The following is a 21,682-nucleotide window of genomic DNA, read 5'->3' as shown; positions in this document are numbered from 1 at the left end:
GATTTTAAATATAATTACTCACTTCAATCAGGTTCTGATCAGGATCCCGGAAGTAGACGGACCTTATTTTGCCTGTTGCTCCGGTTCTGATAACAATACCCTCGATGATTTCGATGTTTTTTTCTTTAAGTTCTTTTAAAATATCATGTACATCTGTTGTGGCAATAAAGCACAGATCTGCAGAACCGGGAGTAGCATGTAGTGCCTTTGGCTCAAATTCATTGCCTTTCTGATGCAGGTTGATTTTTTGGTTTCCAAAAGCAAGCGCTTTCCGGTTATCTCCGAATGAGACCGCTTCAAATCCAAGGATGTCTGTATAAAAAGAGATGGTTTTTTCGATATCAGCTACCGTTAGAACGATATGATCAATGTTTTGAATTTCCATGGTTTTGTTTTTAATGTAAACACTGCATATTTTTTATGCTGTGTTTGAAATATTAATAAAGATAATCAATATTGATCAGACCCCTTCTCAATGGAACAAGGACTGTATCATTGGTATTCATTTCAAAAATGGGTTTTAATTTTTTTCAGCCTGAATGTATTTACTTTATTCAAATCATTATTATCATGTATTGAGGTTTTACCATTCAACCAAAAGGTCTTATAATCTTGATGATTAACAACTTTATATTCTTTTGAATTTCTTCCTTTCTCAACTTTCATATTGATGTAAAGTAAAAGATCATTTATTGGACGATGTAATCCTGCGAAACAACTGAGTCCTAAAACAAAAATAGCAATGGGTAAGTTTGAAAGATCTTTTATTTTTGATTTAATTGTTAAGAAAAACATTAGGGACAAAAGAGCGAAAAATACAATCACTGTATATTTCCAGGAGCTTTCTTCAAAATTTTTGAGATCAGAAGATAAGTAGGTCTCTCTGATCATCGGTTGTAATACAAAATTATGTACAAAGAAAATGATTAGAAAAACACTAAAAAATACTATTTGGGATGTTGATGTTTTTTTTAACATTTATGTTGATTATAATCTATGGTGAATTTCTCATAATAATTTTCAAGAGCAATGTCATCTTGCCTTACTGGATTGTTGAATTTTACGTTTTAACAATATGTAAATCAAAGCAAAGATCAAAAAAATAAATGATTGAATAATAATGACTATTATTTCTGAATCCCTAGCAGCAAATCTAATCATAAAGCTAACAACTGAAATGGGATATGTTATCATCAAACCATAAATAGAATATTGACAGTAAAATATATCTGAAGGGTAGCATCCAAAAAGCGACACTAGTGCAATTATCTGATAAATTGAAAATAATAAGAAAATTACATTAAGCTGTTTGATGCTTGAAATTTTTAAAATCATCTGACACTGCTATAATTAAAGATCTTCTAATCTTGCCTCTGCTGCTGCAGGTAGGTCAAAGTTGAATTTTTAACAAACTCTTCCATAGAAGTTTCTTTACCTGCATTTTTATTAGTCAGTTCAAAAAGATATTGAATTAAATTGCCCAGTTTACTATCCTTGCAGGTCACTCTGAATCTTTTGGCCTTCAGGCTGGATTCGAGGAACGTTAGTTCTATGGTATTGCTTAATTTTACATTATTGACATCGAAACCGGCACGGGGATTTTTCTGAAGACGCAGAAATCTTTTCTGGGTTTTGTCGGTACTTTCCTCTATGAATTTTTCCATTTGATAATCGGTCAGGAGTTGCGGATAGATAAGTCCTTCCCGTAAAATTAAACTTGTTAGTTTATCCGATTTATCATAGAAAATGGTTTTATCATCAAATTGTATCTGATTATCTTTCACAACGATCTTTCCTTCAAATTTGTTATAAGTCTTCTTTTTATAATCATTTTTGAACTGCTCGGTAAGTGCTTTTTCCTTAATGCTTACACTTTCTTTTTTTTGACCAAAGGCAGCTAATGATAACGATAATAAGATAATCAATGAAAATTTCCGTTTCATATTTTTAAATTTTAAGTGTACTTCTCACATCCTTTTCGGGAAATTCTAAGGCTAAGAAACCAAGAATGAAAAATACTTATTTTATTTTAAATTCAGTTTTTATGATATTAGTTTTTTAGCAGCAAAGATGATGCTACAAAATATTTTTTACACGAAGATATTGAAGGAGCATGATTGTTTTTGCATCTTTGATCTCCCCGTTATCGATCATTTGCAATGCTTCACCGAAAGATAACTCCAGCACTTCAATATCTTCACCTTCTTCTTCAAGGCCACCACCATCTGCTATTTTCATTTCTTTAGAATATTCCGCAATGAAAAAATGAAGAATTTCAGTTACTGACCCCGGAGACATATAAGATTCAAAAACTTTTTCTACCCGCGAAATCTGGTAGCCTGTTTCTTCTTCGGTTTCTCTTCTGATACAATCTTCAGGATTGTCATCATCCAGTAAACCTGCACAGGCTTCTATAAGCATTCCTGTTGAATTTCCATTAATAAACGTAGGTAATCGGAATTGCTTTGTCAGAATAACTGTATTTGTATTTTTATTGTAAAGCAGGATCGTGGCACCGTTTCCTCTGTCGTAAGCTTCTCTGCTTTGGATTTCTACTGATCCGTCGTTTTTTATCTTTTCATAGGTAACCTTTTTCAGGGTGTACCAGTTATCTGATAAGATTTCAGTCTTTATGATTTTCACTTTATTGTTCTGCATAGGGAATATCTTCTATATGATAATAAATTTTCAGTCCTCTTTCTTGAGCAATTCTTACATCCTCATCAGCTCCTTTGGATGCTCCTTCTATCCGTAATACAGCATCACATTTTTCCAGAATTCTGTGGGCAATCGGATATTGTATTTCCTGCCAGGCTTCATCACCTATCTTTGTTGAACCGGCAAGGTGTATCAGTGGTAATGCCACCCATTCACCTATCATCGGGATATGACCTTTCCTGAAAATAGGCAATGCTGCTGATTCTAGTTTATTCAGATTTTGTTTGATGAGTTTTGGATCATCGTGGGTACCACTTCGGTAAGGTCCGGCAATTAATATTAGCATTATCTTTTATTTTTAAGTAAAATAAAGAAAGAAACCATGTAAAAAAAATAAGATAGTTTAAGAGTATTCATTTTTTATTTTTATTGGTTTTTATGGTACTTAGAAATTCGGGCGTGATCCCAAGATAAGAAGCGATTTGCTTTTGGGTAATACGTTCTGCCGCCACAGGATATTTCCGGATAAAGGCATTATAACGTTCTTCTGAAGACAGGGAGAGATTTTCAATGATCCTTAGCTGTTCCCTGGTATAAGCATTCTGCATCATAATTCTGAAGAATCTTTCAAATTTCGGAACCGTATAGTACAATTTGTCCAGATCTCCTTTTTTCAATTGAAAAATAAAACTATCCTCGAGTGCTTCAATATTCAGCATAGCGGGTTTTTCATTAACGAAACAATACATATCAGTGATCCACCAATCAGGAAGGGCAAACATAATTGTGGATTCTTTACCTGTCGCATCCAGATAAAAAGCACGCAGTATGCCCGAATGAACAAAGCTGATTTCTTTACAGGGTTCCTGCTGTTTCAGGATACTTTCTTTTTTTCTGACTTTCCTTTCGCGTAACAAAGAATTGAAATAATTGGCTTCATCATCGCTGAGCGATATATGTCGGGATATATTCCTTAAGATTAAGCTGTTATTCATGGTTATCAGATGAATTTTAATTTCTCTGTAATGTACGGGCTAAATTAATATTTATTTTCCAACAAATCCTGTAAAATCCTTTTAAATTGAGAGATTTTGATCGATATAGATCATACCTTACTATTTTCCATGGAGATGTTTTTTCAGATATTTAGACGTTTCGGACTGCGAAGCGGATAAAAGATGTTCTACAGTCCCTTCGAACATAATTTTACCACCCAACTTTCCGGCTCCGGGACCAATGTCAATAATCCAGTCTGCCTGAGCAATAATATCCAGATTATGTTCAATGACGATAAGGGTGTTATCTTTATTCACAAGCTCCTCAAAAAATAAAAGCAACTTTTCATTGTCGATAGGATGAAGTCCGGTGCTGGGTTCATCCAGAACTATAACCCTGGCAGTATGGTTTAATTCTTTGGTTAATTTTAGACGCTGCCTTTCACCGCCGGAAAAACTGTCGAGCCGCTGGCCTAAAGTAAGGTAATCTAAACCAAGTTTGATCAGCAGAGTAAGCTCATGTCCGAATCCTTGTTTGGGAAAAAAACTTAGCGCTTCTAAAACGGTCATATCCATCACTTCAGCAATATTTTTTTTGTGATAATGATATTGAAGAACTTCGGGCTTGTATCCTGATCCCTGACAAACTTCGCAAGGTTGCTCAATATCATCCATAAATGCGAGGTCCACTTTTTCTATTCCCAGACCTTTACAATTGGGACAGGCGCCCTCTCCGTTCCGGCTGAAAAGCTTATCCGAAACATTGTTTGATTCTGCAAAGAGCTTTCGGACCGTATTGGAAAGATTGAGATAAGTAAGCAGGTTGGAACGGCTGCTGGCCGTAAAAACAGATTGATCAATGACGGTTAATTCCGGATAAAAAAGAGGGAGTATTTTATTGATCAGCGTGCTTTTACCGGAACCTGCAACTCCCGTTACAACCGTCATAACTCCTTTCGGAATTTTTATGTCAATATTTTGAACATTAAACATACTTCCGTTTTTTATGTCAATAAATCCTTTTGCTGATCGGGGATTTTTATTATAATCTGGAATTTTGCTGAAATAGATCCCGGTTTTGCTTTTAGCTGTTTTTAGATTCTTAAAAGTTCCCTGGTACATAATCTCGCCTCCATTTTTTCCGGATGCAGGTCCCATATCTACGACAAGGTCTGCTATTTTAATAAGATCAGGATCATGTTCTACGATCAATACTGTATTTCCTTTATCTCTGATTTTCTTTATAATGTCTACAATATGATCAATATCTTTGGGATGAAGACCAATACTGGGTTCATCAAAAATATACAACAGATCGACAAGACTGTTTCCTAACTGTTTTACCATTTTTACCCGTTGAGATTCACCTCCGGACAGAGTATCTGTCTGCCGGTCCAAGGTGAGATATTGCAATCCTATATCGATGAGATTCTGAAGTTTTTTTTCCAGCTCCGATAGGATGGAAGAGTAGGTTTTGGAGGGGATGGACTGGATGAATACCAGAAGTTCATCCACTGATAGTGCTGTACAATCGGCAATGTTTTTATCAGCAATTTTACAGGACAAAACTTTTGGATTCAATCTTTTTCCTTTACAGGCCGGGCAATCTTTAGTAATGATTACTTTTTTTAGCGTTTCTTTTCTGGTGATATTCTCTTTTGAGTCCTTTTTTAAAAATGAGTTTTCAATCCTTGGAATTACTCCTTTATACTTCACCGTTTTTCCCCATTCTTTTGAAGGATGTTTAGGAGTGTGCTCTTCAGCATTCAGTAATAATTCCCATTCATTTTTTGTATAGTCCTTTAATTTTTTATCATTGTCAAAATATCCGGAATGAATATATCGGGTCAGCCGCCAGCCACCGGGTTGAAAGGTAGGAAACCGTATAGCACCTTCGTTTAGGGATTTATTTTTATCAAAGAGAGTTTCAGTATTTACCGTCTGTACAAATCCAAGACCTTCGCATTCAGGACACATTCCCTGGGGATTATTAAATGAAAATACATTGGAATATCCCACAAAAGGCTCACCGATTCTTGAAAAAAGTAATCGTAAAGAAGCATAAATATCGGTTGCGGTTCCCACTGTAGAACGGGCGTTACCTCCTAATCTCTTTTGATTGATGATAAATGGAACATTCAGATTTTCAATTTTATCTACATTCGGAACACCAAAATGTTGCAGGCGGTTTCTGATGAAGCTATTTTGGGTTTCATTGATCTGCCTCTGAGCTTCAGCCCCGATTGTTTCAAAAACCAGGGATGATTTTCCTGATCCCGATACTCCGGTGAAAACGGTGATTTTGTTCTTAGGTATTTTTAAGGAGATATTTTTAAGATTATTCTGTCTGGCTTTGGTAACAATGATGTCTTTCATAATGTAGTATTTAGATATGAAATCAGATACTTCAATATTAACAGATACTTTCTCTTTATGTATCCTCTGAGAAAAGACCGTGGATCTTATTTCTTCAGTAAATCTTCCAGCGAATCTCTCAGATCAGGAAACTGAAACCGATAGCCTGCATCCTGAATTTTTTGGGAATCAACCCTTGAGCCTTCCAGTAAAGCAACAGAAAGCTCTCCAAAAATGATCTTCAGTACAAATGCAGGAACATTAGGCATAAACAAAGGTTTGTGTAAAACCTCTGCAATTTTTTCCGTAAACTGTTCGTTGGTTGTATGTTGTGGTGATGCAGCATTATAAGCTCCTTTTAGCTGAGGATTTTTTAGAGCAAATTCATATATACCGATGATATCTTTCAGATGAATCCACGGCATATACTGTTTTCCGGTTCCAATGGGTGAGCCGATTCCCAGCCGCACGGGGGTTGCCATTTTTTTTAGGGCTCCGTCTTTTTCAGATAGTACGATGGATGTTCTTACTTTAACAACTCTTTCTGCAACATTCTGACTAAGAAATTCATCAGCAGCTTGCTCCCAAAGCATAACTACCTTTCCAAGGAAATCATCGGCTTTTTCATCTTCCTCTGAGAAAATTTTCTGTGAAGTATAAGCTCCATAAATTCCCGTGGCGGAAGCTGATATAAAAGATTTTAACTTGATGTTTTTCTTTTTTAAAGTATCAAGAATAAGTTTTGCAGAATCAATCCGGCTGGAAATAATCTCTTTTTTTCTGTCATCCGACCATCTTTTTTCAGAAATATTGGCTCCAGCAAGATGAATGATATGACTGATATTTTCAAATGCCGAATCATCAATTGTCCTATTACTAATATCCCATTCGTATTCATTGTCTTTGGTCTTTTTCCGGGTCAGCAACCGGACCGTATATTCCGGATCTATCTTTTTTGATAGCTCTCGGGCAACCATTCCATTAGCTCCGGTAATTAAAACAACTTCTTTCATAGATATTAATTTTGGTGGTGTATTCTTAGGTTTGATTTTTTACAATCAATACAAAATCATCTTCCAAAAGTTTATAACCGTAATCGTAAATAAATTTATATTCCGAACCGTTTTTATAAACTTTAATGTTAGTGATGTAATCGAAATCAAAACCTAAGCCATCCAGCTTTGAACGTGAAATTTTTGTTTTACCTTCCACGTTTATTTCCGTAAGAATACGGTAGTTTTTGCGAAGTTTATTATTAATGTTCCGCATCAGGTTATTGGAGTCTTTATTCTGCTTATTGTTATAGGCGTTGCGGCAGGCGTCATTGCAGAATTTTTTGTCTGATCTTCCGATGATCTTTTCGCCACATTCTAGACAATTCATAATATTATTTTTTCATTTTGTGTTGATGCTTTTTCTTTAACAACCGCAGAAATCTTGTATGGTTGGGATAACTTCTGTTGGAGGTAATATTATTGAAAAATAAAGCAACAAGAAGCAGGATGATACACCCCGATAGAACAGGAGATAATGCATACCAATATCCCAGTTCCGGAATTTTTCCTGATGAGGTAACGGCGATCAACGCTGTAGCACCACCGGGTGGATGCAGGGTTTTCGTATACTGCATCAGAACGATTGAAAACGCAACAGCCAACGGAGCTGACAGCCATAGCACGTCGGGAACTATTTTATAAATCGTTACACCCACCAATGCTGAAAGAACGTGACCTCCTACAAGATTCCGGGGTTGTGCCAACGGACTTTGAATGGCTCCATAGATTAAAACGCTGGATGCCCCGAACGAGCCGATCAGAAAAATGTTCTCCTGTTCCAAAAGATAGTGCGACTGGATGAATGCAATGATTCCGATTCCAAAAAATGCACCTAAAAAAGACCAGAAATGTTCTTTGTAATCGACAAGAGTTTCTTTATAAATTACATATTTCGAAACCCTTAGTGTTCTTTTTATTTTCTGCTTCATGAATTCTTCTTTATTTTTTTATTATCTGGGTTAAATTTTCAACAAATGCCTTTGTGTAGACGCCTTGCTTATCGTAGTCAGGGTCTAATATAGTAATTTCTATTCCAAAACATTGGTCATTCTCAATCAATGGGGTCAGAATTTCCCGGAGGTTATTATAGTCGATTCCATCTTCTGTTCTGCTATCAACAGCCGGCATAATCTGATCATTCAATACATCAACATCGAAATGAATGAAAAAACCATCCAAACCTTTCTGTTGAATCATTTTTAAAAAATCTTCAGCCGTTTTGCTGAAACCATTTTTACGTAGACTTTCCAGATCATAATAATGAACGCCTGAATTAATAACCTGGTTTACATAGTCTTCATCGTCTGTTTCTGCATTCCCTACACAGAAGATGTTTTCTTCAAGAAAATAGGGCCTCAGGCCACGAATATTGGTGAGTTTTTGATGTCCCATTCCTGAAACGATAGCCAGATCCATTCCGGCTACGCCACCACTTGATGAAAGTTCAGGTGGAATATAGTCAGTATGCCCGTCAAGATAAAACAAACCAAAATTTCCCAGCTTTTTAAGGGCGATTGCAGTTCCTATTAAAATACTGCAGTCACCGCCAATGATTACATTGAGGGTGTCTTTATCATAGTTTTTCAGGATCAGGTCAGATTGCTTTTGGGCATATTCAATGATTCGATCTGGATTTTTTACCTGGGTTTCTTCATCAAAATCCATTGCATAGTCAGGACCATTAAGTCTCAAAATATTCTTAGGATGGAGCTTAGCATGAAAATTAAGTTTTCGAAGCCAATCCGGAAGTTTTTTTACTCCGGGCTCTGTTTCATGTTCTTTTTTAGTAAGGCCTAGATTAAAAGGAAATTCAAAGATGTTGATCTCTTTTTTCATACCATGAATATTTAATCAAAGGTACGGATTATCCGTTTACAAACGACTACAAATGAATTTAAATAGTTTATAACCGACTTTAATGGGCTGGGATGGCAATCTTTGCAACAGAGATTTGAGAAAGCAGTGAACGTCTCTTATCTGATAATATTAATCTTTAAAATTTATAGTTATGTCACTAAGAAACAAAGTAACATTAATCGGTTACACAGGAAAAGAAGTAGAAATGATCAACTTCGACAGTGGGAATGTAAAAGCAAGCGTGTCTTTAGCAACGAGTGATCACTACACCAATGCAAAAGGTGAAAAAGTAGAAGAAACACAATGGCATAATCTGATTGCCTTTGGAAAAGTTGCGGAGATCCTTCAGAAGTATGTTCCCAAAGGAAAAGAAATCGCTATTGAGGGAAAGCTTACCTACAGATCTTACGATGATAAAGATGGTGTAAAAAGGTATATTACAGAAATAAGGGTTGATGAAATCCTGCTGTTAGGGGGTAATAAATAATACAAAAACACAGATGATGAGAGTAAAAGTTTTTAAAATAAGGCTGCCCGAAGAGTATCTGTATACAGATCAGCAGGCATTGGACGATTTTCTCGGAAATCATGAAATTATTAAAACGGAAACCGCTTTTGTACACGACGAGCTTTACTGGTCAGTTGTCTTATACTTCGAAGAACTGAAAGCAGGAGTATCTGCTGTAAAAGAATCCAAAAGTGTAAAATATTCGGCAGAAAATGAAATGCTGAATAGGGATGAAGAAAAAATTCTCGATGCCCTGAAATTATGGAGATCGGAAAAAGCAAGAGAGCAAAATCTCCCAATTTATTTTATAGCCAGTAATAAAGAGCTGTTATCCGTAGCAAAATATAAACCGGCAAAAAAAGCAGAATTATTAGACATCAAAGGTTTCGGAAAACATAAAATAGAAAACTATGGTGAAGAGATTATAGAAATTCTGGAAAGTATCTGATTTACTAATTGATCAAACACAAATTGTGAAACAATGAAAAGCTGGGGGACCTGTATTCCTTCAGCTTTTTCCATACCTATTTATGTTATGAAACCTACCGGTAAATAATGGGCACACGTACTGAAAACTGATAATATTTTTTTATAAGACATTTGTAAATAAAACAAAAAAATAATAATTTGACATAGGCAAAAAAAAGATAAATGATTAGTATAAACGATATACTCCCTATAGTATTTTCGATTGTAATTGGAGGAATCATCGGGATCGAAAGAGAGTACCAGTTAAAATCTGCAGGACTTAGGACAATGATATTAGTGACATTGGGTTCGTGTATGTTTACCATGCTATCTTTGAGTCTTGGTGTCGAGGGAAGTCCGGATCGGATTGCAGCTAATATTATTACAGGAATCGGCTTTGTAGGGGCGGGAGTTATTTTTAAGGAGGAAAACAGGGTATCCGGACTTACAACAGCTGTGACTATTTGGATTTGTGCGGCACTGGGTATGACGATAGGTGCGGAATATTATAAGGAAGCTCTTATCGGTTCCCTATCTGTAGTTTTACTTTTGGTCCTTTTCAAATACATACAGAACGTTATCGATAGGATTACAACCCGCTATACTTATCAGATTACCCTTTCTTATAATGATGAAGTGGTGGATAAATATGAAGCCCTTTTCAAAGAATACGGACTAAAATCGAGCAGGGGTAAACAGATGAGGATCGGAGAGAAATATACGATCATATGGCGTGTACAGGGAGCTTTGAAAAATCATGAGGCTTGTACAAAAATACTGTTTAATGATAAGGGAATTGATGAGTTCAAATTTTAAATAATTAAAATCTTCCGGAATTTAAAAAGTCCTTTCAATTCCTTATTTTTGCAAGACTTATCAATTATTATTTATCATTTACCTATTATAGAATGAAGCCAAGCTTAGCAAAAGGAACGAGAGATTTTACCGCACAGGAAGTTTCAAGAAGAAAATATATCATTAATATTTTACAGAATAACTTTCAATTATTTGGATTCCAGCCTTTGGAGACACCAAGTTTTGAAAATCTTTCGACATTAACGGGGAAATATGGAGAAGAGGGAGATCGGTTAATTTTTAAGATTCTGAACTCGAGCATCAATGAAGCTAAAGAAGATAAAAAGACACAGATGCTTACCGATTTTCAAAAAGCATTGGATAAGCCTTTCAGTTCAGAAAGTCTTACGGACAAAGCTCTTCGCTATGATCTTACCGTACCTTTTGCGAGATTCGTGGCAATGAATCACGGGCAATTAACATTTCCATACAAACGATATCAGATTCAACCGGTTTGGAGAGCTGACCGCCCTCAAAAAGGAAGGTTCAGGGAGTTTTACCAGTGTGATGCCGATGTAGTAGGCAGTGAAAGTCTTTTACAGGAAGTAGAGCTGATTCAGCTGTATCTGAAATCTTTCTCAGACTTGAAAGTTTCGGTAACGATTCATGTCAACAACAGGAAAATCCTTTCCGGATTGGCAGAATATGCAGGAATTACAGATAAGCTTATTGATTTTACTGTAGCACTTGATAAATTGGATAAGATTGGAAAAGACGGTGTAATCAAGGAATTGCTTGAAAGAGGAATTTCCCCGGAATCTATCGATAAACTAGATTTCTTATTCTCTCAATCGGATGATGCTTTGGAAAACCTTCTTCAGCTGAAGGAAAAATTTGTAGGAAATGAAATAGGATTGAAAGGAGTAGAGGAACTGGAGTTTGTTCTTACGCAATCTTTAAGTCTTGGCGTAGACTTGCAGAACCTTGTTTTCGACATTACATTAGCAAGAGGGTTGGATTATTATACAGGAGCTATCTTTGAAGTGAAAGCCGATGAAGCTCAAATGGGTTCTATCGGTGGTGGTGGAAGATATGATAATCTTACGGCTGTATTCGGGGTTAAAAATATTCCGGGTATCGGTATTTCTTTCGGATTAGACAGGATTTATCTGGTTATGGAAGAGCTAGGTCTTTTCCGGAAGAGGCTGCGTCGAAAGTAGAATATTTGTTTGCTAATTTCGGAGGGGAAGAAACACTTGAAGCTCTAAAGCTGATTATTCAACTCAGAGCAAAGGGGATTTCTGCCGAGCTTTATCCTGAAAGTGCAAAAATTAATAAGCAATTCACTTATGCGGAAAAAAGGGAATTAAAAACCTGGTATTCCTGGGTGAAGAAGAGATTAAAAACAGAACAGTGACTTTTAAAAACCTTGAAGCCGGAGAGCAAAAAACAGTTTCTTTGGAAGAGTTTTTGGGATAGTCTAGATTAATAACTAAAAAGAGTCTTCTTATCAAGATAAGAAGACTCTTTTTTTATTTTATCTTAGCCTTTATTTCATTATATATTTTTTGAGTAAAAGGTACTTTGATTCCGTTTTCATTTCCGTATTTGATAATTGCTCCTGCAAATAATTCCAGTTCACTTTCTTTTTTTCCGGAATTAATATCCAATTGAAGGGAAGTAGGAGTTTCATGAGGAAATGCTGATGCTTTTTCAAAAGTATTCTCGATGATATTATCTTCAAGTAAAATCCCCTTTTTATCTGCAATTGCTTTTATTTCCTTCATTATTTCTTCTGCCTCATTTTTTTGTGCAGGATCTGTACAAACGGTACCAATAGAGGAGTTGTATTTAGCTGTTACCAGTCCGAAACTTGCTATAAAAGTAAATTTGGTCCAGATATCAGTTAAGGCATCATCCTTAAAATCAAAATCGATCCTGCTTTCTTTGAGAACATTGATTACCCAATCTATGTTTTGGGAAAAATTTTGTGGATCCCTGCCAATAATCAACTTTCCAGTTTTCCCTTTATGTTCTACAACTCCTTTTTCTTTTATATGAGAAGCCACATAAACACATGAAGGCAATATAACATGAGCAGGAATTATTTTTCTTATTCTGTCATAAATATCAGCACCATTCATCATAGGTAATAAAATGGTATTTTCAGTAATGACTTCTTTCAGTTCTTGACAAACTCTTTCCAGGTCGTATTCTTTTACACAAATCAATACAAGATCAGGTTTTACAATTTCCCCGATATTTTCATAAACTGAATTAGCCCATGTTTTACTATATCGGTGTTCAGTGGAAATTAAGGTCAAGCCTTCCGCTTTCACTTTTTTATAGGTTTCACCTCTTGCAACAAATGATATGATATATTGGTGGAAAGTTTCATTATTCTGGCTTATTTTAAAGCCAAAATAGCCACCTACACCTCCTAAACCTATGATTACAATATGTTTTTTATTCATGAAATTATTTTTTATCTGTTTAAAACCTGGCCTTTAATAATACACTATGTTAAAGATGGTGATTTATTTTAATATTTTGAGATGTATATAATCTATATTTATTGTGAGATAAGATCAATCAATTATTATATTTATGTCAACATTTTTAATAGCCTTATCATGAAAAATAAAGCTTCAGCCGAAATATTAGAAAAGTGGTTGAAAGGATGGTCGTTATCAAGAGAATTACCTTTACCGGTTCCATATAAATCCGGTTTTACTGTTGATGTAAATACTCCTATGCAGAAAAAGCGATATCTGTTTTCTGAACCTAATGATGATTTTATTCAGCTGTCGAAGATAATTGATGAACCATGGGTATACCTGAAAGTTTCCTCAGCTTTTGAAACTTTTAAGGATAAAATCCCCTCAAAATGGAAAATTCAGGGTGACCAGTATATGATGTCATGTTTTCATCCCATGGTTGCTTTAAAGCGTGGTCTCCCAGATGACTACACGATTCATCATGACGTGTATAATTCTACGCATGTTGTAAGGGTAATGACCAAAAATAGAAATGAGCAGGGAGCGATAGGAAGAGTTGCTATTGTTGATGATATGGCTGTGTATGATCAGATCATTACAGATGAGAAACACAGAAGAAAAGGACTTGCTTCTTTACTAATGAAAGAACTTGAAAAAATAGCACTGTCAAAAGGCGCCTGGAATAATTTTCTGGTGGCCACTACAGAGGGTAAATCATTATATGAAACTTTAGGGTGGGAGATTTACAGTCCTTACACTTCTATTGTGATTCCATCCGATGATTCTCTTGATGACTGATTCGGGGCATTATAATTAATATTGTTTACAATACACATCATAGCACTTATATGTTCAATCATGGAAAAGAATTATTTAGAAATTAACAGAAACTCCTGGAATGCTAAGGTGGAACCCCATCTTAAATCGGATTTTTATTTTGTTGATGAGTTTTTAAATGGAAGAAATTCACTCAATTCCATAGAACTCGAACTTTTAGGAAATATTGAAGGAAAAAAGATCCTGCATTTGCAATGCCATTTTGGACAGGATTCAATATCATTATCAAGGCTGGGAGCTGTGGTTACCGGAATTGATCTATCTGACAAAGCTATTGCCACTGCAAGAGATTTGACGAAGAAGTGTGGAACCGATACTGAATTTATTTGCTCTGATGTTTACGATCTTCCCAATGTTTTAGATGAAAAGTTCGATATTGTATTTACAAGCTATGGAACCATAGGATGGCTTCCCGACCTGGATCAGTGGGCGCAGGTTATTGCTCACTTTTTAAAACCGGATGGGAAGTTTATCATGGCAGAATTTCATCCTGTTGTATGGATGTTTGATGATGACTTTAATAGGGTTGCTTATAATTATTTCAATGAAAAACCGATCATTGAAACATATAACGGAACGTATGCAGATCAATCAGCCGATATTACTCAGGAATATGTGATGTGGAATCATTCATTGGCAGAGGTTATCCAGAATCTAATTAAAAATAACATGACCATAAATGACTTTCAGGAATTTGACTGGTCTCCCTATCCTTGTTTTAAACACATTGTAGAATCTGAGAAAGGTAAATGGAGAATACCGCAATTTGGAAATCATATACCTTTGGTATTTGCATTGGAGGCACAAAAAAAGTCATCGTAAATAAGTATTACGATGACTTTTCTGTATATGAATGTTAAAAAAAACTTGTTTTAACTTAAAGAGTCCTGAGCTTTTGTTTTAGCCTCATCAACTTTGTCCTGAACCTGGGATGCTACATCATTTGCTTTGTTCTTAAGATCATTTCCCCACTTGTTTACATTGTCCTTAACGTTGTTGATTTTGTCCTTTACTGCTTGTTGTTCTTCTGGTGTGGATTTTTTGTACTTCCAATATGCTAAAGCACCTAAACCTAATAAAGCTAATAATCCGTTTGTCTTATTTCCCATGATTTCTATTTTTTTAAATTAATATTAAAAATTTGTTGTTTAGTATCATGTAAATTGCGTGCCAAAAAAATGAAAGCAGTAATAAAAAAATGTTAAATTAATTGAATATTTCAAAATTTTCACCATCAAAACTTGCAAAAACCATCGTAGGATAAGAGTCCTGATGATAGATATTTCCATCTTTATCAAGAGCAATCGCACCTGCAAAGCCATCAATAGTTTTTAATTCCTCGAAGGTTTTATGAAATGCATCTTTCAATTTCATTCCATCAGTTACCCGGGTCACAATTTTGGTTGCTGTAGCATTGCTTACAATATCTTCACCTACACCAGTGCAGCTTACGGCACAAAATGAATTGGCGTAATTTCCGGCAACAGTAGCTGAATCAGAAATTCTTCCTGGAATTTCAAATCCTTTTCCACCGGTTGAAGTGGCAACAGCAAGTTTTCCATCTTTGTCTATGGCTACACAGCCTACAGTTCCTTTTCCACCGTTATTGATTTTTGCTTCGTATTCTTTTCTTCTTTGGGGAATTTCTGTAGAGAAATCTTCAAAACCATGTCCTGAAGCATATTTTTTTGCACCACTACCTCCTAAAACACGATCTTCCTCCTTCATTAAATCCTTTGCTACAAATACGGGATTTTTAACATCCTGAATATTAATAACACCACTTAATTTCTGTGTTTCTCCATCCATGATCGCTGCACTCATCCGAATGATACCATCACTTTGGATTTGGGAACCTATTCCTGCATTGAACAGGGCATCATCTTCAAGAAGAGATACTGCATACGCTACGGTATTAAAAGCTGAATTGGATTGCAGATAATCAAATGCTTTTTGTGCAATATTTTTTAATGAATTTTGTTTGGCAACTTTTACTTCATGGCTTTGGTCACTTTCGGAAAAGAAACCACCGTGGATGATTATTTTCATATTTTTATTTAAATGAAAGTTGAAGGTGGTAAACTTACGATTATATTGACTATAAATTATAAGGTTTTTAGTTCTTATACACTAAAAACTTTTAATTCTTCACTCTCAATTTTTCGGGATCAAATTATTTGTCCTGTGGGATAGGATTGAACTGTGAATTCTCAATCGTTAATGTTCTTGTGGTAAGGTCATAATGATCGTTCATCGACATGACATGCACGGTAAGGTTATCAATGGATATAGGTTCGCCTAAGTTGATATTGGTAAGATTGGTATCTTTAATAAAACGTCCATCCACGATAATTACAAGACCTGAACCTACAGCAGTCATTACATCATTGTGTATAAAAAGACCTGTATCTTCTCCCAATCCGATTCCTAATGTTCTTGGATTATTAACAACTGCCTGGAAAAGTCTTCCGATACGTCCTCTTTGTACAAAGTGGGTATCAATGATTACATTATCAATAAGTCCTAACCCCTGAGTGGTTTTTATTTCTCCTTTTAATAATGCTTCCGAGCTGCTACCCTGATAGATCATGTTTTCTGAAGCTGCAGCAGCTCCGGCAGAAGTTCCGGAATAGATGAAATCCTGCTCCTGGTATTTTAAAAGAATGGTATCGTGGAATCTTGTCCCGCCAAGGATAGATGTAAGCCGCAATTGGTCCCCACCGGTAAACATCACCACGTCCGCTGCATTGGCTCTTGCTACCATAGCATCAGAATTGGCTTCTTCCCGGTTATGGATATCCAGAATGTTGACATTTTTTGCGCCCAGAAATTCGAATGCTTTCTTATATTCCGTTCCTACAATCTGAGGGATCTGTGAAGCTGTAGTAACGATTTCTATTACAGAATTTTCTTTGAGCTTAGACTCATTAATGATCTTTCTTAAAATACCTCTTTCAAAAAAATTAAGGTTTTTTTCTATGTTCTGATCATAATCGGTTTCTGCAAAACTTCCTTTATTTACAGCACCTCCGATAACAATTAATTTTCCAACAGGTTTCATCATGTATGCAAATTTAAAAAATTATTAATACTCGAGGAAATATCAATTATACATAAATTGATTTTGAGGATTTTAAGATTGTTAATAATATTTAATTTTTTTGGGAAATCTTTAAATGGTCTATGGTTTTGTTTATGGTTTTACATTATCTTTGATTTTAGAAGATGTTATTATTAATCAAGAAAAATGCAAATTGACTATGAAAATTGAGAAGATACAGGCCTTACGTGGTCCAAATATTTGGAGCATCAGAAGGAAGAAGCTGATACAGATGCGGTTGGACCTCGAAGAGATGGAGAATTTTCCTACCAATAAGATTGAAGGGTTCAGAGAGCGTATAGAAAAATTGATACCTTCCTTGATTACCCATCGCTGTTCGGAGGGCGTAAGAGGAGGCTTTTTTCATAGGGTAGAAACGGGAACCTGGATGGGACATGTTATTGAACACATCGCTCTCGAAATCCAGACTTTGGCAGGAATGGACACCGGATTTGGAAGAACCCGTGAAACAAAAACTCCCGGAGTTTACAATGTAGTATTTGATTATATTGAAGAAAATGCAGGAATTTATGCTGCTGAAGAAGCCGTAAAAATTGCTGAAGCCCTGATCGAAGGAAAAGAATACGATATCAGTGAATGCGTTCATAAATTAAAGGAAATCAGGGAACGTGTTCGTTTAGGTCCTTCTACAGGGAGTATCGTAGAAGAAGCCGTTTCCAGAAAAATTCCATGGATCAGATTAGGAACCAATTCTCTGGTACAATTGGGATACGGAGTTAACCAGCAAAGATTCCAGGCAACGATTACCGGTAAAACAAGTTCAATTGCGGTAGATATTGCATGTAACAAGGAGCTTACTAAAAAGATGCTTCATGATGCGGCAATTCCGGTTCCCATAGGTGACCTTGTGACGGATGAAGAAGGCTTGGAAAAGGTTATTAAAAAAATAGGATATCCGATTGTTCTTAAACCATTGGACGGTAATCATGGAAAAGGGTCTTCTATCAATGTAAATGATTGGGAAAGTGCTAAAATTGGTCTGCAACATGCCCAGAACTATTCTAAAAAAACGATCGTTGAAAAATATATTACAGGATATGATTTCAGGGTTCTGGTCATTAATAATAAAATGGTTGCAGCAGCCAGACGGGTACCTGCCCACGTGGTAGGTGACGGAGAACATGATATAGGAAAACTGATTGAAAAGGAAAACAAAGATCCGAGGAGAGGTTATGGTCACGAAAATGTTTTAACGGAAATACAAATTGATAAGGATACGATGGAGCTTCTTGAAAAGCTTCAGTATACACTGGAGACGGTTCCTCAGAAAGGAGAAGTCGTTTTCCTGAAATCTACTGCCAATCTTTCTACGGGAGGTACCTCAATTGACGTAACGGATATGGTACATCCTGAAAATATTACCATGGCCGAAAGGATTTCTAAAATCATCGGTCTTGATGTTTGTGGTATCGATATCATGGCTGAAAATCTGACTCAGCCACTCAAAGAAAGTGGTGGGGCCATTATTGAAGTAAATGCAGCTCCTGGATTCAGAATGCATCTTGCTCCAAGTGAAGGTCTTCCGAGGAATGTGGCTGCTCCTGTTGTAGATATGTTGTATCCACAGGGAAAACCTTTTACAATTCCTATTATAGCTGTAACGGGGACTAATGGTAAAACAACCACGACGAGACTGATCTCCCATATTGTTAAAAATAACGGATACAGAGTTGGATTTACAACTTCAGATGGAATCTATATTCAGAATACCATGCTTACAAAAGGAGATACCACAGGTCCGCTTTCCGCTGAATTTGTTTTAAAAGATCCGACTGTAGAATTTGCGGTATTAGAAACTGCCAGAGGAGGAATTCTGCGTTCAGGGTTAGGTTTTTCACAGTGTGATATTGGCGTTTTAACCAATATTAAAGAAGATCACTTGGGGATGAATGATATTCATAATCTAAAAGATCTTACCAGAGTAAAGAGAGTAGTATTGGATAGTGTAAAGAAAAGTGGCTGGAGTGTAATGAATGCCGATGATGAATATTCAATGCGAATTGTAAATGATCTGGACAGCAATGTAGCAATTTTCAGCTTGGACGAGAATAATTCGTATATTAAGAAGTTCGCGAAAGAAGGAAAAATTACCTGTGTGTATGAAGAAGGCTTTGTAACCATTAAAAAAGGAGACTGGAAGATCCGCATTGGAAGGGCTAAAGATTTTCCTATTACAATGGAAGGTAAGGCAAAATTCATGATCGCAAATGTTCTGGCAGCAAGTTTAGCCTGCTACCTGTACGGTTTTGGTATTGAGGATATTTCAAATTCACTTAGAACATTTATTCCAAGTGCACAGCTTACACCGGGAAGATTGAATATATTTAAGTTTAAAAATTTTAAGGTATTAATAGACTTTGCCCATAATCCGAATGGCTACGAGGCGATTGAAGATTATCTTAAAAATGTAGAGTCAACCAAAAAAATTGGAATTATTTCAGGGGTAGGAGACCGGAGAGATGAAGACATACGGTTATGCGGCAAGATTGCGGGGAGAATGTTTGATTACATTATCATAAGAAATGAAAAACATCTTCGGGGAAGGAAAGAAGAGGAAATTAACGGTCTGATTATAGACGGAATTAATGAAGCCGGAAGAGATGTAAGTTATGAGATTATTCCAAAAGAAATTGAGGCATTGAAACATGCTATCGGAATGGCTGAAGAAGGAACATTTATTACTGCCCTGAGCGATGTGATTTCAAATGCGATTGATCTTGTCCAGGAGTATCAGGCTAAAGAATTGCTGGAAGACGATAAAATCTGATTAAGAATATAATGAAAAAACCTCCATTTGGAGGTTTTTCTTTTATAAGCTTGTTCATCTCTTCTCAATCTCCCTCATTTTCATCAGATAAAAATAGAGAGGGATTAATTCTAGTCTAATGGTGAAGCTGATGTTTGAATTAACGAAAGGAATAACTACCATCATGACAATGCAAACTATAATACCTATAATAGCATCAATAATTGCTGTTTTTGGACCCCATTTTTCTTCAAACCAAAGTCCATAAGCTACAATGGCCTTAAAAATTAAAAGAATACAAACGATGAGACCAGGAATAGTATAAGGATGATTGGCTTTGATTCCGTAAATTGATAATGATACATTTGTCAGGAAAAATCCTGCAATTAGTATCAGGGATGCTACAGATCCTCCAATTAAGAAAAACCAGGTAAAGATCTTGATCCATACCGGTAATAGGTCGCGCCTTTTAGTGGTATTATCAAACTCTTCAAAAGCGGAATTTTGTTCCATAAACAGATATTGTTTTAATTATTTTTACATTTCTCCAAAGAATACATTAGAACTACCGATCCAGATGGCATCTTTTTTATTAAAATCTACATTCACCATGGCAGCTTTGGTCATTCTGCCCAGATTCTCAAGTAAGATAGGACGTTCATCATTTTCCCGCCAAATATACAATAAACGGATCTCTGCTTTTGAAAATTCACCATTGATATCTTCAAAAACAGGTTCGTATTGTACTTTCCGTTGTAATATATAATTTTCCTTATCTGTAATAGAATCTGTTATTTCAAAGGTAGGATTGAGTTCTACACCACTACCTGCAAATGAAAATAAAGGTTTTAAAACATAATTTTCAAGATTCTCATGCTCGGGAAACTCATGGAGGAAGTAGCTTTTAGGAACAAACTGATGTCGTAATAAAGGTAAAAGGTATTTTGAAATTTTAAAAAACCAATTGGGATGGGTGATCCATTTAACATCTGCCTCTTCTCGAAAATCGAATTCAAGAGTAAGACCCGGAATTCTGTCCAATTCATCAAAAATAACACGATTATAAATCCTTTTTATCTGAATTTGTCTGCCATTATCCTCATAGTATAGTTTTCTTCCTTCTTTTTTTACTTTAGTAAGGCAAACTGTTTTTATACCGAGTAATTTTTCAGTCAGCGCAAAATCTATTGCCGTCTTTTGTTTGTCGGGAAAAATTTCCAGAAGAATTACATTTTCCGGATTTTCATTTCCGATAATTAACTCTTTCAAATAATGAGTGAACTGGTCAGCAGACATGGGATTCTTAATTGCTGAAAGAAAGGGATAAACTTCACAAAAAGTATTTTCAAAAGTTTTCTGAAAAGCATATAACGATGGAAAGGCCTGTAGTTCTATCAATTGTGGCTCAATCTCTCCATTTTCATTTTTACAAACACCAAAGTCAATGGTGAAGAAGTGAGGCTGATCTGTATCATTGGGAACTTTACAATTCTCCGGGATAGCTTTCTGAAGAATTTCTTTAGGTAAAGCCTTTATCTGATCGATAATGCTTTCACTGGCGTCAATGAGTTTGGTTTCAAATTCTTTAGTAAGAAAAAACGGACTTTCTGAAATTCTGAATGCAGGCTCAATACCGCTTTTTTGCGTAAGAATATCTTTAACTTGATTGTATTTTTCCTGCGAAAAATCTTTATTAAATTGCTTTCTGTATTTTGGGATCATATTTTTTTCTTTGTGATTTTAAAAAATCGAGCAATTTTGCTCGATTTATGGGATTGCGTTTATTTAC

23 protein-coding genes and 1 pseudogene are annotated in these 21,682 nt (G+C 35.7%); 7 read left to right on the top strand and 17 right to left on the bottom strand.

Translation table 11 applies throughout. The features are described from left to right. Positions 1-4: 4 nt before the first annotated feature. The 11 genes from MTQ00_RS06895 to MTQ00_RS06845 form a co-directional block, all read right to left on the bottom strand. The gene (locus tag MTQ00_RS06895; RefSeq protein ID WP_273648226.1) at positions 5-385 is read right to left on the bottom strand and encodes a VOC family protein; all 381 of its coding nucleotides are present in this window, start codon (positions 383-385) and stop codon (positions 5-7) included. 122 nt (positions 386-507) lie between these two features. Beyond that, on the bottom strand, positions 508-978 hold the full coding sequence (locus MTQ00_RS06890) for a hypothetical protein (RefSeq protein WP_273648225.1): 471 nt from the start codon (positions 976-978) through the stop codon (positions 508-510). Positions 979-1,361: 383 nt separating this feature from the next. Continuing rightward, positions 1,362-1,943, bottom strand: a complete 582-nt coding sequence (locus MTQ00_RS06885; RefSeq protein ID WP_273648224.1) for a hypothetical protein — start codon at positions 1,941-1,943, stop codon at positions 1,362-1,364. 133 nt (positions 1,944-2,076) lie between these two features. Then, positions 2,077-2,658 (bottom strand): GDP-mannose pyrophosphatase NudK, encoded by a 582-nt coding sequence (gene nudK / locus MTQ00_RS06880; protein ID WP_273648223.1) that lies wholly within the window; start codon positions 2,656-2,658, stop codon positions 2,077-2,079. Next, complete coding sequence (locus MTQ00_RS06875) at positions 2,645-3,004, bottom strand: DUF4406 domain-containing protein (protein ID WP_273648222.1); 360 nt, start codon at positions 3,002-3,004, stop codon at positions 2,645-2,647. The genes nudK and MTQ00_RS06875 overlap by 14 nt, the downstream gene beginning before the upstream one ends. A gap of 67 nt (positions 3,005-3,071) precedes the next feature. Continuing rightward, complete coding sequence (locus tag MTQ00_RS06870; protein WP_273648221.1) at positions 3,072-3,653, bottom strand: Crp/Fnr family transcriptional regulator; 582 nt, start codon at positions 3,651-3,653, stop codon at positions 3,072-3,074. A gap of 120 nt (positions 3,654-3,773) precedes the next feature. Then, positions 3,774-6,029 (bottom strand): excinuclease ABC subunit UvrA, encoded by a 2,256-nt coding sequence (locus MTQ00_RS06865; RefSeq protein WP_273648220.1) that lies wholly within the window; start codon positions 6,027-6,029, stop codon positions 3,774-3,776. A gap of 86 nt (positions 6,030-6,115) precedes the next feature. Next, entirely contained in the window at positions 6,116-7,021 is a 906-nt protein-coding gene (locus tag MTQ00_RS06860) for a TIGR01777 family oxidoreductase (protein WP_273648219.1), read from the bottom strand. Between the two features lie 25 nt (positions 7,022-7,046). Further along, positions 7,047-7,391 (bottom strand): hypothetical protein, encoded by a 345-nt coding sequence (locus MTQ00_RS06855; RefSeq protein WP_172278589.1) that lies wholly within the window; start codon positions 7,389-7,391, stop codon positions 7,047-7,049. A 4-nt stretch (positions 7,392-7,395) separates the two neighbouring features. Next, positions 7,396-7,992, bottom strand: coding sequence for an HPP family protein (locus MTQ00_RS06850; protein WP_172278587.1), 597 nt, complete (start codon positions 7,990-7,992; stop codon positions 7,396-7,398). A 10-nt stretch (positions 7,993-8,002) separates the two neighbouring features. Beyond that, positions 8,003-8,899, bottom strand: coding sequence for an arginase family protein (locus MTQ00_RS06845; protein ID WP_273648218.1), 897 nt, complete (start codon positions 8,897-8,899; stop codon positions 8,003-8,005). Between the two features lie 172 nt (positions 8,900-9,071). Here MTQ00_RS06845 and MTQ00_RS06840 point away from each other — a divergent pair, with 172 nt between their 5' ends. The 4 genes and pseudogenes from MTQ00_RS06840 (at position 9,072) to hisS (ending at position 12,170) form a co-directional block, all read left to right on the top strand. Further along, entirely contained in the window at positions 9,072-9,407 is a 336-nt protein-coding gene (locus MTQ00_RS06840) for a single-stranded DNA-binding protein (RefSeq protein WP_172278583.1), read from the top strand. Positions 9,408-9,420: 13 nt separating this feature from the next. Beyond that, positions 9,421-9,876 carry an HRDC domain-containing protein gene (locus MTQ00_RS06835; protein ID WP_228456952.1) on the top strand — a complete coding sequence of 152 codons (456 nt, stop codon included), beginning with the start codon at positions 9,421-9,423 and terminating at the stop codon, positions 9,874-9,876. A gap of 203 nt (positions 9,877-10,079) precedes the next feature. Next, positions 10,080-10,712 (top strand): MgtC/SapB family protein, encoded by a 633-nt coding sequence (locus MTQ00_RS06830; RefSeq protein WP_273648217.1) that lies wholly within the window; start codon positions 10,080-10,082, stop codon positions 10,710-10,712. A gap of 92 nt (positions 10,713-10,804) precedes the next feature. Continuing rightward, positions 10,805-12,170, top strand: a pseudogene (gene hisS, locus MTQ00_RS06825) (histidine--tRNA ligase). A 53-nt stretch (positions 12,171-12,223) separates the two neighbouring features. Here the strand turns inward: hisS and MTQ00_RS06820 are convergent. Further along, positions 12,224-13,165, bottom strand: a complete 942-nt coding sequence (locus MTQ00_RS06820; RefSeq protein WP_273648216.1) for a ketopantoate reductase family protein — start codon at positions 13,163-13,165, stop codon at positions 12,224-12,226. 159 nt (positions 13,166-13,324) lie between these two features. On the opposite strand from MTQ00_RS06820, the gene MTQ00_RS06815 reads away from it, so the two are divergent. Both MTQ00_RS06815 and MTQ00_RS06810 read left to right on the top strand, forming a co-directional pair. Further along, positions 13,325-13,987: a GNAT family N-acetyltransferase gene (locus MTQ00_RS06815; RefSeq protein WP_273648215.1), complete on the top strand. Its 663-nt coding sequence runs from the start codon at positions 13,325-13,327 to the stop codon at positions 13,985-13,987. 60 nt (positions 13,988-14,047) lie between these two features. Beyond that, entirely contained in the window at positions 14,048-14,848 is an 801-nt protein-coding gene (locus MTQ00_RS06810) for a class I SAM-dependent methyltransferase (RefSeq protein WP_273648214.1), read from the top strand. Between the two features lie 50 nt (positions 14,849-14,898). On the opposite strand, the gene MTQ00_RS06805 is transcribed toward MTQ00_RS06810, so the two are convergent. The 3 genes from MTQ00_RS06805 to MTQ00_RS06795 all read right to left on the bottom strand — a co-directional run bounded on the left by MTQ00_RS06805 (position 14,899) and on the right by MTQ00_RS06795 (position 17,087). Beyond that, the gene (locus MTQ00_RS06805; protein WP_172278571.1) at positions 14,899-15,135 is read right to left on the bottom strand and encodes a YtxH domain-containing protein; all 237 of its coding nucleotides are present in this window, start codon (positions 15,133-15,135) and stop codon (positions 14,899-14,901) included. Positions 15,136-15,232: 97 nt separating this feature from the next. Further along, positions 15,233-16,075, bottom strand: coding sequence for an isoaspartyl peptidase/L-asparaginase (locus tag MTQ00_RS06800; protein ID WP_273648213.1), 843 nt, complete (start codon positions 16,073-16,075; stop codon positions 15,233-15,235). 124 nt (positions 16,076-16,199) lie between these two features. Next, positions 16,200-17,087: a cyanophycinase gene (locus tag MTQ00_RS06795; RefSeq protein ID WP_172279675.1), complete on the bottom strand. Its 888-nt coding sequence runs from the start codon at positions 17,085-17,087 to the stop codon at positions 16,200-16,202. Between the two features lie 199 nt (positions 17,088-17,286). Here MTQ00_RS06795 and cphA point away from each other — a divergent pair, with 199 nt between their 5' ends. Next, positions 17,287-19,914, top strand: a complete 2,628-nt coding sequence (gene cphA / locus MTQ00_RS06790; RefSeq protein ID WP_172278567.1) for a cyanophycin synthetase — start codon at positions 17,287-17,289, stop codon at positions 19,912-19,914. Positions 19,915-19,968: 54 nt separating this feature from the next. On the opposite strand, the gene MTQ00_RS06785 is transcribed toward cphA, so the two are convergent. Together MTQ00_RS06785 and MTQ00_RS06780 are read right to left on the bottom strand one after the other, a co-directional pair. Further along, complete coding sequence (locus MTQ00_RS06785; RefSeq protein WP_273648212.1) at positions 19,969-20,406, bottom strand: hypothetical protein; 438 nt, start codon at positions 20,404-20,406, stop codon at positions 19,969-19,971. A gap of 24 nt (positions 20,407-20,430) precedes the next feature. Then, complete coding sequence (locus tag MTQ00_RS06780; RefSeq protein ID WP_273648211.1) at positions 20,431-21,615, bottom strand: hypothetical protein; 1,185 nt, start codon at positions 21,613-21,615, stop codon at positions 20,431-20,433. Between the last annotated feature and the right edge of the window lie 67 nt (positions 21,616-21,682).

The sequence above is a fragment of the Chryseobacterium sp. B21-037 genome (assembly GCF_028570785.1).
Lineage (GTDB): Bacteria > Bacteroidota > Bacteroidia > Flavobacteriales > Weeksellaceae > Chryseobacterium > Chryseobacterium proteolyticum.
This window is presented reverse-complemented; position numbering and strand designations above follow the sequence as displayed.